The 12,759-nt window shown below is 69.0% G+C and carries 12 protein-coding genes and 1 pseudogene; 4 read left to right on the top strand and 9 right to left on the bottom strand.

The window, feature by feature from the left end:
* From QH195_RS06990 to QH195_RS06980, 3 genes and pseudogenes are all read right to left on the bottom strand, one after another.
* Positions 1-453 (bottom strand): annotated as a pseudogene (locus QH195_RS06990) (Dyp-type peroxidase); the annotation flags it as partial.
* A 22-nt stretch (positions 454-475) separates the two neighbouring features.
* A complete protein-coding gene (locus tag QH195_RS06985; RefSeq protein ID WP_280420816.1) occupies positions 476-1,030 on the bottom strand; it encodes a copper chaperone PCu(A)C in 555 nt (184 codons plus the stop codon).
* A gap of 326 nt (positions 1,031-1,356) precedes the next feature.
* Positions 1,357-1,869, bottom strand: coding sequence for a hypothetical protein (locus QH195_RS06980; RefSeq protein ID WP_280434772.1), 513 nt, complete (start codon positions 1,867-1,869; stop codon positions 1,357-1,359).
* 286 nt (positions 1,870-2,155) lie between these two features.
* Between QH195_RS06980 and QH195_RS06975 the strand changes: the two genes are divergently transcribed.
* On the top strand, positions 2,156-3,082 hold the full coding sequence (locus tag QH195_RS06975) for an LLM class flavin-dependent oxidoreductase (RefSeq protein WP_280434771.1): 927 nt from the start codon (positions 2,156-2,158) through the stop codon (positions 3,080-3,082).
* A 31-nt stretch (positions 3,083-3,113) separates the two neighbouring features.
* Here the strand turns inward: QH195_RS06975 and QH195_RS06970 are convergent, their stop codons facing one another.
* Positions 3,114-3,965 (bottom strand): alpha/beta fold hydrolase, encoded by an 852-nt coding sequence (locus QH195_RS06970; RefSeq protein WP_280434770.1) that lies wholly within the window; start codon positions 3,963-3,965, stop codon positions 3,114-3,116.
* Between the two features lie 52 nt (positions 3,966-4,017).
* Here QH195_RS06970 and QH195_RS06965 point away from each other — a divergent pair, with 52 nt between their 5' ends.
* Positions 4,018-4,614 carry a TetR/AcrR family transcriptional regulator gene (locus QH195_RS06965; RefSeq protein ID WP_280434769.1) on the top strand — a complete coding sequence of 199 codons (597 nt, stop codon included), beginning with the start codon at positions 4,018-4,020 and terminating at the stop codon, positions 4,612-4,614.
* A 136-nt stretch (positions 4,615-4,750) separates the two neighbouring features.
* Here the strand turns inward: QH195_RS06965 and QH195_RS06960 are convergent, their stop codons facing one another.
* The 5 genes from QH195_RS06960 to aztA all read right to left on the bottom strand — a co-directional run bounded on the left by QH195_RS06960 (position 4,751) and on the right by aztA (position 9,566).
* A complete protein-coding gene (locus tag QH195_RS06960) occupies positions 4,751-5,527 on the bottom strand; it encodes a crotonase/enoyl-CoA hydratase family protein (protein ID WP_280434768.1) in 777 nt (258 codons plus the stop codon).
* A gap of 253 nt (positions 5,528-5,780) precedes the next feature.
* A complete protein-coding gene (locus QH195_RS06955) occupies positions 5,781-7,067 on the bottom strand; it encodes an acyl-CoA dehydrogenase family protein (RefSeq protein ID WP_280434767.1) in 1,287 nt (428 codons plus the stop codon).
* Positions 7,068-7,075: 8 nt separating this feature from the next.
* On the bottom strand, positions 7,076-8,077 hold the full coding sequence (locus tag QH195_RS06950) for a phosphotransferase family protein (RefSeq protein WP_280434766.1): 1,002 nt from the start codon (positions 8,075-8,077) through the stop codon (positions 7,076-7,078).
* A 58-nt stretch (positions 8,078-8,135) separates the two neighbouring features.
* Positions 8,136-8,432 (bottom strand): DUF6285 domain-containing protein, encoded by a 297-nt coding sequence (locus QH195_RS06945; RefSeq protein ID WP_280434765.1) that lies wholly within the window; start codon positions 8,430-8,432, stop codon positions 8,136-8,138.
* Between the two features lie 462 nt (positions 8,433-8,894).
* Entirely contained in the window at positions 8,895-9,566 is a 672-nt protein-coding gene (aztA, locus tag QH195_RS06940; protein WP_280420807.1) for a zinc ABC transporter ATP-binding protein AztA, read from the bottom strand.
* A gap of 60 nt (positions 9,567-9,626) precedes the next feature.
* Here aztA and aztB point away from each other — a divergent pair, with 60 nt between their 5' ends.
* The gene (gene aztB / locus QH195_RS06935) at positions 9,627-11,789 is read left to right on the top strand and encodes a zinc ABC transporter permease AztB (protein ID WP_280434764.1); all 2,163 of its coding nucleotides are present in this window, start codon (positions 9,627-9,629) and stop codon (positions 11,787-11,789) included.
* On the top strand, positions 11,786-12,703 hold the full coding sequence (aztC, locus tag QH195_RS06930; RefSeq protein WP_280434763.1) for a zinc ABC transporter substrate-binding protein AztC: 918 nt from the start codon (positions 11,786-11,788) through the stop codon (positions 12,701-12,703). The genes aztB and aztC overlap by 4 nt, the downstream gene beginning before the upstream one ends.
* The last annotated feature ends 56 nt before the right edge of the window (positions 12,704-12,759 follow it).

Raw genomic sequence — 12,759 nt, 5'->3', positions numbered from 1 at the left:
GCCGCGGCACGCGCCGAGTCGTGGTTGGTCAATCCGGTTGGGCGCATGACGCCGGCCCGCGTTCACGGGCGGCCGCCGCGCGTCGCCCCCGCGTGCACCGCTCCCGTCGGTGTGGGGCCGGGGCGGGGGGGCGGCGGCCAGTTCGGGTTCGGTATCCGCGAGCGCGGGCCGGCCCTGTGTGAGCCGGGCGATATCGGCCGTCCAGACCTTCATGATGCCGATCAGTTCGGCGGGACCCACCTTCGGCAACAGGTCGAGTCCGGCGAATACAGCGTGCGCTTGCGGCGGGGTGGTCGCGATACCGGCTTGGTGCAGACCGTCCCAGGCGACGGTATCGGTTCCGGTGGCAGCCTCGGCGCGCTCGGCGCCTTCCGCGACACCGTAGATGCCCGCACCGACTCCCGCGGCGCCGAAGGCGGCGGCGCCCGAACCGAGCAGCCGCCGCCGGCTCATCGTTCGCCGCCGCGGTTCCTGCTCACCCACCGTGCGCGGGGGTCGAGGGCGCGGCCGGGGCACCGGCGGGATCGCCGCCGCCCGGCTGGTAGTTCTCCTGTGCACCGGCAAAGTCGCGGACCTGAGCGGTGAAGGTCTTGGTGGACCGGTCCTCGAATTCGAGCGTGATCTCGGTTTCCGCACCGGGTGTGAGCGGGGCGTGCAGATCCATGAGCATCAGATGGTCACCACCGGCGACAAGCGTGTACGTGCCGCCGGCGGGGATGACGAAACCTCCCGCCTTCGGTCGCATCACCGGCGCACCGGTGTCGCCCGGGGCGATCTCGTGGAGTTCGGACCATTCGGCCGCCGGTGAGGACGCGGCGACCACGCGAACCTCGGTATCGGCGGCATTACGGAATTCGGCGAAGGCCGCCGTCATCCCGGAATCGGCGGCCTTCACCCACTGTTCGTGGACGACCACCGAATCGGCCTGCCGGCCGGCGGAGTCCGCGCTGTCGGTGGAACACGCCCCCGCCAAGGCGGCAACGCAGGTCAGTGCTGCCAGGCAGGCACCGTGTCGGATCGATGTTTTCATCTGTGATCACTTTCGGAGTGGAAGTCGGCGAGCGCGCGGATCCCGGCTCGCGATATGCGGGCACACGGCGAATGCGCGAAACGCATTCGGGTGCACCGGGTGACGAGACAGCCCGCGGCGAGGATGCGCAGCTCCGGGTCGGGTCGAGACCTCGTCGGTGTCTCGACCTGTCGTCTGGTGAAAATCGTTCCGCCATATCGCCCGTCGGCCCCGAGCACGAGCAGAACGCGACCGGGCAACCGGCCGCGGACCTGTCGGTGGCGCTGCCGGGCTGCGGTCGGCAGCCCGTATGCTCTACAGCGCTGCCGAGAGGGCGGTGCGGCGAATCAGGCGGGGAACGGAGGGCCGCGGGTGCCGGTACCGGAGAGGTCGAAAAGCCGCGGAATACGGGTGACCCGATACCTCGTCACCGGTACACACAGCATCCGGTCGATGGGGACGGGTCCCGGGCACGGCACTATCCGCCGGAGTGTGGAGATCGCCCACCGGGAACCACGCTCGGCGGCATCGATGAGGTACGCGCCCGCGACGACCGCTGCCAGATGGGCCCAGAGCATGCGGCTGTCGGCCGCCCCGGCATGCGAGTGGGTATCCATCGCCGACAGCGCGAGATGACCGAGCGCCTGCGCAGCCGCGAGCGCGCCCATCAGCCCGGCTCGCGATATTCCGCGCATCGATGCGGCCGCACAGCCGATGGCCGAGCATACGACGACGAGAAGCAGCGAGCCCGCTTCGGACGGAATCGCTCCGCCGCCGGCGCTGTGCGCCGTGGCGGTGACGATCGCCGACAGCGCACCGACGGATGCACCACGCAGTACGTGATTCGCATCCGGTGGCATAACGGAAGTCTAGCTTCTACTACAGACGGTAGTTGCATTCAGGTGGGTGGCGGGCCGAATCGGCGAAGCGGACCTTTCGACGTGGCCCGCCGGGGTCTCACATCGGACGCCGCCCCGCCGGGTCTCGTTGTGCGTCGCCGCAATCCCGTGTCGGAAAACAACCGGCTGCAGCATGAATACCTTGCACGGACCGTGCATGGAAACCGCCGATCCGGTTCGATACCCACCGCTGGTTCCCGGGCCGGAAACGGCTCCCACGGCGCCCGGTGCTGCTAGCTTCGATGCGGTGGAGTTCGGGATATATGTACCGCAGATGGTTTCGGCGTACCCGCCCCTGCTGGATCTCGCGACAACGGCCGAACGCACCGGATTCACCGGTTTCTGGCTCTTCGACCATCTCTGGTCACCCGGAATGCCCGAGCATCCCGCCCTCGAAGCGTGGACCGCGGCGACCGCACTGCTCGCCGGCACCACGACGTTACGAGTGGGCGCCCTGGTGTTGTGCAACAACTTCCGGCACCCGGTGGTACTGGGCCGGATGGCGACCTCACTGGATGTGATCTCCGGTGGGCGGCTGGAGTTCGGGCTCGGCAGCGGTTCGATTGCCGGCGAACATCGGCAGGCCGGGTTGCCCTGGGGCTCGGCGGGCGAACGCGCCGAGCGGCTGGGGGAAGCACTCGAGATCATCACCTCGATGTTCGCCCATGAACGGACCTCGTTCGAGGGCAAGCACTACCAGGTCAGCGATATCGCGAATGTGCCCGGCCCGATTCAGCGGCCGCGGCCGCCGATCCATATCGGGGGCACGGGACCGAAATACACGTTGCCGTTGGTCGCGCGGTACGCCGATGTCTGGAATGTTCCCACCTACGGCCTGCGCGACCACCGCCGGTCGGCCGAGCTGCTGGATGCCGAATGCACCCGCATCGGCCGTGACCCCGCCGCGATCCGCCGTTCCCACCAGGCGATTTTGGCGATCGCCGAAAACGAGCGGGAACTGCCCGAGGTCCAGGCCCGGGCGCGGCGGCATTACGGGGCCGAAGCGTTCGCCCTCGACGAGGGCTACGTCGGCACGCCGGCCATGCTGGTGGACCGGCTGAGCGAACGGGCCGGGCAGGGAATCGATTCGGTGATCTTCATGACCGGAGCGAAACAGGCGGCCGCGACAATGGAATTGTTCGCGGCGGAGGTCATGCCACACCTGCCGCACTGAGTGCCGGGCACGATATCCATTCGTTTCCAGCTCATTTGACGCTGCGGGTCCGGTTCGTGAGCAGGAATTCCGACATCGCCTCCGCGACGGCCTCGGGCTGGTCCAGCATGGACAGCACATAGGCGTCCGGTATCTCGACCAGACGGCCCGCCGGGAGCAGTTCGGCCAGCCGCCGGCCGTGCTCGCGGGGCATCACCTTGCCGGCCGAAGACCACAGGATGAGCGCTGCACCGCGGAATCGGCGCAATGCCTCGGTGTGTGCGATCAGTTCGCGAGCCGAGAAACCCGATCGCGTGTAGGCGAGTAGATCGCGGCGGATACGCGCGTCGCGCAGGCCCGGTTCGGTCCAACCGCGTACCAGATCATCCGGAATCGGATAGCGGGCCATCCAGCCGAACAGCAGCGGTGTCCGCCGCAACCACGGCACCCGCAGTTGCCGCAGCGCCATGGTGATCCCGCCGGGCGCCCAGCTCGCGACGGTGGCCAGCTTTCCGGGGAGCCCGGGCGGGAAATTGTCGAACGCCTCGCACGGCAGCACCACGAGCCGGCCGACGCGTTCGTCGAGGCCGTAGGCGGTGAGGAACAGGGCCCCGCCCCAATCGCTGTGCACCAGGACGGCATCGCGCAGGTCGAGGGCGGCGAGGAAGTCCGCGACCAGCCGGTTCAGGCCCTTCATGCTCAGGTCGGTACCGGGTTCCAGCGGGATCGGATGACCCCCCAGCGGAAGGTCGGGCCGGATATAGCGGAAGCCCGGCGGCAACAGGCCGAGCACTCGGTCCCATACGGTGTGGTTCATCAGCAGGCCGTGCAGCAGCACCACCGGTGGGCCCTCACCGTCTTCCACGTAATGCATCCGACCTGCGGCGATATCTACTGTCGGCATTTCCGGCCCCTTTCGAGCGAACGCTCTAGAGTGATTGCTCTAGTCTGGAACGGTGACCGAGAAGATGTCAACCACCGGAACCCGCGATCGGCTGGTGACCGCGACGATCGAACTCCTGCGCACCCGCGGTTACAGCGGTACCAGCGTCAAGCAGATCAGCGCGGCCGCGAACGCTCCGATGGGGTCGCTCTATCACCACTTCCCCGGCGGAAAACCCGAGCTCGCGGCCACGGCGCTCCGTAACGCGGGCGTCGCCTACGGGCAGCTGATACCGCTCCTGCTCGACCCCTACGCCGATCTTCAGGAGGCTCTGCCCGCCGCCTTCATCACGGCCGCCGAACAGATCGAGCAGACCGGGTGGATCAATATGTGCCCGGTGGGCACCGTCGCGGGCGAAATCGCCGATGCCGAACCGGAACTGCGCGCGGTGGCCGCGGAGATCATCACTTCGTGGATCGAGGACGGAACGGCGTATTTCGTCGGCCGCGGCTTGGCCGAGGAGACTGCCCGCGAGCTGATCGTCGGTACCCTCACCACCCTCGAGGGCGCTTTCGTCCTGAGCCGCACCCTGCGCTCCACCGAACCCCTCCATGCCGCGGGGCGGGCGATGAGCGCACGACTGTCCGAGCTCTCCGGCCGAGCCGGCTGACCCGCTCGGTATCGAAACCCCGCCACGGCACCATCGCCGATCCTGGATTGCGGTGCGACGCAGGGTGGGAGACCGGCATCGTGAACACCGCCCGAACCAGCACCACCGTCGCTGCAATTGCGCCGCGAAGTCCCACTCAGCCCAGGTCGGCGAAGGACCCGCCGCGGCCCGCGCCGTCGGCGAAGCGCTGTGCGCCGGTGGCGGCATCGGTGAGGGAGATCAGCCCGTGTTCCCATTCGTTGGCCAGGGCTTCCTGTTCGGTCAGACCTTCCTGTTCCAGCAGGGAGAGCCGGTCCTGGCGGGCGCAGGTCTGCGGGAAGCGGGCGATCTCGGCGGCCAGCTCCTCGGCGGCCGCCCGTTCCTCACCGGCGGGTACGACCCGGTTCACCAGTCCCATGGACAGTGCTTCCGCCGCGCCGACGGGCCGGCCGGTGAGCACCAGATCCATCGCCCGGCCGGTGCCGATCAGCCGCGGCAGGCGTACGGTGCCGCCGTCGATGAGCGGCACTCCCCAGCGACGGCAGAACACCCCGAACACCGCGTCCTCCGCCGCTACCCGCAGATCGCACCAGATCGCCAACTCCAGACCACCGGCAACGGCGTGCCCGGCAACCGCGGCGACCACAGGTTTACCGAGCCGCATCCGACTCGGGCCCATCGGGCCGTGGCCGTCGGCCGCCAGCCGGTTGCCCCGCTCGGTACCCACCGATTTGAGATCCGCACCGGCGCAGAATGTTCCGCCCTCCCCCCACAGCACGGCCACCGCCGCCGACTCGTCGTTGTCGAATTCGGTGAACGCCTCGAACAATGCCGCACCGGTGGGGCCGTCCACCGCGTTGCGGGCCGCGCGGCGCGACAGGATCACGGTGAACACCGGGCCGTCGCGTTCGACACGTACTGCTGGACTGGTCATGAGCGCTCCTCGCTACCAGATGTCGGTCTGCATGCTACGTGCGGTGGTTCCATCTCGGCCTCGGCCGGGCCTTCGTCCTGGATCCGGGTTCTCCGGTCGTCGGAGAACTCGGGTCCAGGCACAGATTCGTCGGGCGCAGCGGACGGCCGGATACCGGCACAATCCCCCGCCTGACCCGACGGTGCCCGCAGGAGAAGGTCCGGCCGGCTCGACGCGACGGTGTTGCCGTCGCCCGGCCGGTGATCATCTTCGACTACCCCTGACCGGGCGCACCGCCGCCGACGCCTTTCACCACTGCCCGGTCCATGAATCCGAACAGATACCCCGCCACCCGGCGCATCTGGATCTCCTCCGCACCCTCGGTGATCCGGTAGCGGCGGTGGTGGCGGTAGATGTGCTCGAACGGGGTGTAGCGGGAGTAGCCGAGGCCACCGTGCACCTGCATGGCCCGGTCGGCGGCCTCACAGCAGAGACGGTTGGCCCAGTAGTTGCACATCGAGACCTGCTCGGATACCGCGAACGTCCCGTATCTGTCCATCGACCAGGCCGTTTTGTGTACCAGTGCGCGCAGCATCTCGCACTGGGTATGCAGCTCCACGAGCTGGAACTGGATGGCCTGATTCGACGACAGCGGTTTACCGAACGGTTTGCGCTCGTTGGCGTACGCGACCGCCCTGTCCACGCAGTACTGCGCGGCGCCGAGGCTGGAGGCGGCCTGCCGGATCCGGTTCTCGTTGAAGAAATGCTGGACCACGGCCAGCCCCCGGCCTTCCTGGCCGAAGATCGCCGAATCCGGCACCCGGACATCGGTGAGCGAAACGCGCGCGTGGTCGGTGGGCATATTGAAGGTCCACAGGTATTCCTCGACCTTGAACCCCGGTGCGTCGGTGGGTACCAGGAATGCGGTGATACCCCGGCCGTCGCCGGCTGTGCCCGACGTGCGGGCGAAGATGAGGTCGGCGTCGGCGATATGGACTCCGGTGTTCCAGGTCTTGGTGCCGTTGATCACCCAGTCGTCGCCGTCGCGGACGGCGGTGGTCTCCATATGGGTTGCGTCGGAGCCGTGTTCGGGTTCGGTGATACCGAAGGCGAAGAACCGGGTACCGGCCGCGAGTCCGTCCACCCATTGCTCTTTCTGGGCCGGTGAACCGTATTCCAGCATCAGCAGCAGGCCGACGTTGTTGGCGACGACGGCGTGCTCGTTCTGCAGATCGCAGTGCAGGCCCAGCCCGCGCCGGGCGAGATGCTCGCGGATCACGGCCATCCCGAGATTGGTACCGTCGCGACCGGCGAACTCCTTCGGGAAGGCGTAGCGGTAGTGACCGGCGGCATCGGCGCGGCGGCGGGATTCGGCGAGCAGTTCCTCCCATTCCGCGCTCGGCAGTCCGCCGCGATCCCAATCGGTGCGGGCGTCCTCGCGGCGGTGGTCGAAGAAACGAATATTGTCGCCGGTTCGTTCGAGGGGTTCGATTTCGCGTTCGATGAACTCGTCGAGTTCGGTCAGATAGGCGCGCAGATCGGCGGGAAGTTCGAAATCCACAGTGTCTCCTATGCTTTCGCGGCGGGGCGGATCTGCATGAGCAGATCCCATTCGATCTCCGAGACACGGCGCCCGCTGGCGGCCATGACGATATCGCGGACGGTGCCGTCCAGGTGGGCCGCCGCCTGCTGGGCCAGGCCGGCACCCCAGTACAGGGTGCCCATCACTTTCCACCAGCGGTAGCGGTCCGGATCGAAGCTTCCGCCTGCCTCCTCGTAGCCGCGCACGAAGGTGTCGCGGTCGGCGAAGCCACCGAATTCCTTTGCGTCCTCGCGGAACCGCCACATCCGCAAGGCCGGCCAGGCGGTATCTCGCATGGGGTCACCGAACCGTTGTGCGCCCTCCCAGTCGAGGACGGCCCGCAAACCGTCCGCGCCGACGATGAGATTGCCGTTGCGCATATCGGTGTGCACGAGCGCGGGCCGCGGCGGCGGGCCGGGCAGCCGCTTCTCCAGCCAGCGCAGAGCGAGGGAGAAGACAGGCCGGTCGGGCAGTAACTCCCGCACCACCGCTGCGACCTCGGCGAGGTGTTCGGCGGCGGGGTCGGCACCGGCCGCCGGAACCGATTCCGGTGCCTGCGCCGGGTCGATACTGTGCAGCCGGGCCATTGCCGCGCCCCACTGCCGCGCCGTCTGCTCCGCGTTCCCCGCGGCGGCGAGCGTGCGCAACACCCGGCGCGGCACGGTTTCGCCGTCGATCTGCTCGGAAATCAGGAACGGTTCACCGACGTAGGAGGTGTCGGTGCAGGTCGCGACGACCGCGGGAACAGGAACGCCGTGCGTGCGCGCCAGCTCCCGGACCCCGGCTTCCGCCTCGACGGGCATGAGTTCGAGGGCCGGCGGCACCACTGTCGCGACCAGACGGCGCGGGGCGTCACCGACGGTGGCGGTGAAGGCGATATTGCGGCGCCGCGCGCCTGCGGAGAGGAACCGGAAATCGGCGACGGTGACCTCGTCACCGAATTCTCCGGTGAGGAAATCGGCAAGGCCACGGGCGGGGTCGGTGCTCATCCCGCCTCCACGACTGCGGTGCGCGGCCTTCCGCGATCACGCGTCATCACTGTCACGCTCATTCACCCTCCCAGCTGTCGTAGCCCGGTTTGGCGATGGCGAGATCGGCCCGCACCACCTCGGTCAAAGCGTGCCAGAGCGCTTCCTCGTCACCCGCCGGAACGCCGTCCAGCAGCTCCTTCTCCCGGGTGGCCGCCGCGGGGCCGAGTTCGGCCTCACGGCCGAGAATACGAGCCAGATTCGCCCCGACCCGCGCACGATGCTGCAGATCGGCCGGAAGTGCCGGCAGCAGGGTTTCCTCCAGCAGTTCGGCGAGTGATTCCAGCAGCTCCGCTGCCGTGGGTCTGTTCTGCACTACGGCTCCCCTCGATGGATTCCGGCGCTCGGAGACACGGCTGCCGGTTCCGCGGCAGGCTCGCTGGAGGCCACGATCCGACCTCCTTGTCGTCGCTTATGGGCGCGGGGTGAGACAAACAGTAGAGGATCTTCTCACCGTCGCACCAGGGGTCGGCCCACGACACGAACCTTCGGCGGGCAGGGGAAACCGGAGCTCGCTCGCGGTGCCGGCATGTCGGCAACATGTCCACCGCGGGGCGCTGCGCGCACGACCACAGAATCCGGCAGGAGCGGCGCGCCGGTATCACGAAAGACCTCGGCACCACCGGCGATCTCCCGCTGCGGCGATCTCCCGCTGCGCCGACGCCGCCCTGTTCGGCGCGCCACCGGAGTGCACCGCGGGCAGCGTCCGAGCATTGCCGCATCGTTGCCCACGGGCCCGCATGCCCGCCGGTCGCACTCGACCTCGCGTAGCCGAGGTCTACGCCGCGAGGGCGAGGACAGTTTCGGGTTGCCCCGTTCCGACGACCCGGCCGCCGCGCAAGAGCACACAGTGGTCGGCGTGCCGGACATCGGCGAGATCATGGGTGGCGTGCACGACCGTGACCCCGGATGCCGCGGCCTCCCGGACGGCGGCGCCGATGGCTTCCTGGGCCGAGGCGTCCAGTCCCGTGCTCGGTTCGTCCAGTAGCAAGAGATCCGATTGCTGCGCCAGCGCGCGAGCCAGTAGGACACGCTGACGCTGACCACCGGACAGGGTATCGAGGCGGCGGCCGGCGAGATCGGCGATATCCATCTGCGCCAGGCAATCCGCGACCACCGCCCGGTCGGCTCTGGTAAGGCGGCGCCACAGACCACGCTGCGCCCAGCGGCCCATGGCGACGGTTTCGGTGACCGTGATCGGCAGAGTCGGCGGGACCGACTGCTGCTGGACGACCAACGCCGGGCGCCGGGTTCCGGGGCGGTCGACCGATCCGGAGGCGGGGGTCAGGATTCCGGCGAGCACCGCGAGCAGGGTGGATTTCCCCGAGCCGTTGGGACCCATCAGCGCGGTCACCCGGCCGGCCGGCAAGGTCGCCGTGACATCCCGCAACACCGGGTTGTCCCGGTATCCCGCCGACAGTCCGGTGATTTCGATATCCACCGCGCGCATACTGTGACTCCCGCCAACCAACTTGTAATGACAATCGTTATCAGCTTACAGTGTTCGATCATGGATTGGCTGATCGCCCCGTTCGAGGTTTCATTCGTACAACGGGCTCTCTGGGGCGGACTGCTGGTCTCCTGCCTGTGCGCCCTCGCCGGGACGTGGGTCGTGGTGCGGGGCATGGCCTTTCTCGGCGAAGCTCTGGCACACAGCATGCTGCCCGGCGTAGCGGTGGCCGCGCTGCTCGGCGGCAATCTGCTCCTCGGTGCACTGGTGAGCGCGTCGGCCATGGCGGCGGGAGTGTCGGTACTCAGCCGCAACCGCCGGCTCTCTACCGATACCGGGATCGGGCTGCTGTTCGTGGCGATGCTGGCCACCGCGGTGATCCTGATATCACGGTCCCAATCGTTCGCGGTCGACCTGACCGGTTTCCTGTTCGGCGATGTCCTCGCCACCCGGCCCGGCGATCTGCTCTTCCTGCTCGCGGCACTGGTCGTCGCATCGGCCATCACCGTCGCGGGGCATCGCGCCTTCGTCGCCCTCAGCTTCGACCCGCGTACCGCACATACCCTCGGGCTGCGGCCGCGGGCCGCGCAGATCGCACTGCTGGCGCTGCTCACGCTGGCGATCGCGGCATCGTTCCATATCGTGGGCACCCTGCTGGTCCTGGGCCTACTCGTCGCTCCCCCGGCCGCGGCCACCTATTTCACGCACCGAATCCCCCGGATCATGGCGCTGGCAGCCGCATTCGGCGCCCTGTCCACCGTGGTGGGGCTGCTGGTCTCCTGGCATGCGGGCACCGCGGCCGGGGCGACCATCGCGTTGACCGCGGTGGCGATCTTCTTCCTCTCCGCCCTGGTAGCGCGAGTTCGCAGCACGATACGGGCGCGCGGCGGTTCCGGGAACGACGGTGCGGGCGGGCGCGCATCGGCGGACTCCGCGGTCGACGGCTCCGATTCGGCGGTCGCCCGAACCGGGACCTCGGGCGTGGCGGGCCCATACCCCGTGCGGGCCGCGCTCTACGGCTCCCGTCCGAGGGCGAGGCGGGGGCTTCGCCCGGCCGCACGGCGGCTGAGCATGAAAACACTGGCGCCGGTGGCACTGTCCGGGCTCTTGATACTTCCGGTAGCCGCCTGCGGCAGCGAGGAACCGGCCGAACCGGTGCCGCACGGGTACGTCGAGGGCGCCGAGGAGAGCGCGAGCGCGCAGCCGCGTCTGGTGGTCGCCGACCGGAACTCGGGTGCGGTGCGGCTGCTCGACCTGGTGACCGAGGAAATCGCGGAACTGGAGCCGGTCCCCGGCGTCACCGCGATCGCGGGCGACGGGCGCTACGCCTACCTCGCCGCCGGGGACGCGACCACCGTGGTGGACAGCGGTAGCTGGGTCGTCGACCACGGTGATCATGTGCACTACTACCGGGCGCAGCCGCGACGGGTGGGGGCCGTCGACGGATCGGTCCGATCCGCACACAGCGACCCGATGGTGTCCGCCGCGGTGCTCGACAACGGATCGACCGTGCCGGCCGACCGTGCTGCTCTCGATGAGGGACAGCTGAGTACCGGTCCGGCAGTGCGGGGCGTGGCGGTTCCCTACGGTGGGCATCTGCTGGTTGCGCCTCCGGGTTCGGCGCGGCTCGAGATCCGCACCCGCGAGGACGAGCCGGTCGAGACATTGACCCCGGAATGCCCCCACCCGGGCGGGTACACGGTGACCCGGCGCGGTGCGGTGTTCTCCTGCGGCGACGGAGCGCTGCTGGTGACCGAGCGGGACGACCGGTTCACGGCCGAGAAACTGCCGTACCCCGCCGGGACGACCGGGAGCGTGGCCGGCTTCTTCCACCGGCCCGGCAGCGATGTGCTGGTCGCGGTCCGGGAGTCGCGGGTCCTGGTACTCGATATCGCCCGGCGAACCTGGCGGCCGATCGAGACCGGGCCGGTGACCGCCGCGACGACGGCAGGTGCGGGGACGGCGGTTCTCGTCCTCACCCCCGATGGCGTTCTGCATGCCTACGATCCGGCCACCGGCGCCGAAACCGCCCACCACCGCATACTTTCCGCGCCCGTCGATCCGGCCGCGGCACCGGTCCTGCTGGTCGACTCCGAACGCGCCTACCTCAACGATCCGGCCCGCCGTGAGGTCCACGAAATCGACTACGCCGACGATCTGCGCGTGGCCCGCACCTTCTCCTTCGATATCGACCCCGACCTGATGGTGGAGACCGGACGATGACCAGGATCACCCGTATCTGCGCCGCCCTCGTTGCCGGCGTACTCGCGCTGAGCGGCTGCGGTATCACCGATTCCGGGGGCGGCGGGGTGGTGGTGACCACCGATATCCTCGGCGATATCACCCGCGCGGTGGTCGGCGATACGGCGCCGGTCACGGTGCTGATGCCGCCGGGATCCGATCCCCATTCCTTCGCCCTCTCGGCACAGGACGCCGCGGTGCTCGACGACGCCGATCTCGTCGTCGAGAACGGCTTGGGGTTGGAAGAGGGCCTGGCCCGGCATGTGACGGCAGCCGCCGAGGCCGGGGTGCCGAAACTGTCGATGGGTGATCGGATCGACCCGCTCCCCTACCGGTCCGGCGATTCCGCCGGCACACCCGACCCGCATTTCTGGACCGACCCGCAGCGGGTGCACCGGGCGGTCGAGGTGATCCGCGACGAGGTGCTCGCCGCGGTTCCCGATATCGACGCCGCCGCCGTCCGCGCGAACGCCGACCGTTATCTCACCGAACTCGATGCCCTGCAGCGATGGATGACCGAGCGTTTCGCCACCGTGCCGCCCGAGCGCCGCAAACTGGTCACCAACCATCACGTATTCGGTTATCTGGCGGAACGTTTCGATTTCGAGGTGGTGGGCGCCGTGATCCCCGGCGGAACCACCCTGGCCTCACCGAGCGCCGCCGACCTCGCCGACCTGGCCGCTGCCATCCGCACCACCGGGGTGCCCGCGATATTCGTGGACTCCGCCCGGCCCGACCGGCTGGCGCAGGCACTGGCCGAACAGGCCGGTGTCCAGGTGCGGATCGTCGGGTTGTATTCCGAATCCCTGACCGCGCCCGGCGCGGGCGCCGCCACCTACCTGGAGATGATGCGCGCCAACACCACCGCGATGGTGACGGGCCTCGCACCCGCCTGACCCGCAACACCCGCGGTGGATCGCCGCCGCGGGCAGCACGAAGAAGATGAGGGAAC

It is taken from the genome of Nocardia carnea (assembly GCF_029868855.1).
Lineage (GTDB): Bacteria > Actinomycetota > Actinomycetes > Mycobacteriales > Mycobacteriaceae > Nocardia > Nocardia carnea_A.
This window is presented reverse-complemented; position numbering and strand designations above follow the sequence as displayed.

Coding starts and splice junctions, on each gene's coding strand:
- QH195_RS06980 (WP_280434772.1), bottom strand. CDS start 1,869: ATGCCACCGGATGCGAATCACGTACTGCGTGGTGCATCCGTCGGTGCG.
- QH195_RS06960 (WP_280434768.1), bottom strand. CDS start 5,527: ATGACCAGTCCAGCAGTACGTGTCGAACGCGACGGCCCGGTGTTCACC.
- QH195_RS06970 (WP_280434770.1), bottom strand. CDS start 3,965: ATGCCGACAGTAGATATCGCCGCAGGTCGGATGCATTACGTGGAAGAC.
- aztB (WP_280434764.1), top strand. CDS start 9,627: ATGGATTGGCTGATCGCCCCGTTCGAGGTTTCATTCGTACAACGGGCT.
- QH195_RS06985 (WP_280420816.1), bottom strand. CDS start 1,030: ATGAAAACATCGATCCGACACGGTGCCTGCCTGGCAGCACTGACCTGC.
- aztA (WP_280420807.1), bottom strand. CDS start 9,566: ATGCGCGCGGTGGATATCGAAATCACCGGACTGTCGGCGGGATACCGG.
- QH195_RS06950 (WP_280434766.1), bottom strand. CDS start 8,077: ATGAGCACCGACCCCGCCCGTGGCCTTGCCGATTTCCTCACCGGAGAA.
- aztC (WP_280434763.1), top strand. CDS start 11,786: ATGACCAGGATCACCCGTATCTGCGCCGCCCTCGTTGCCGGCGTACTC.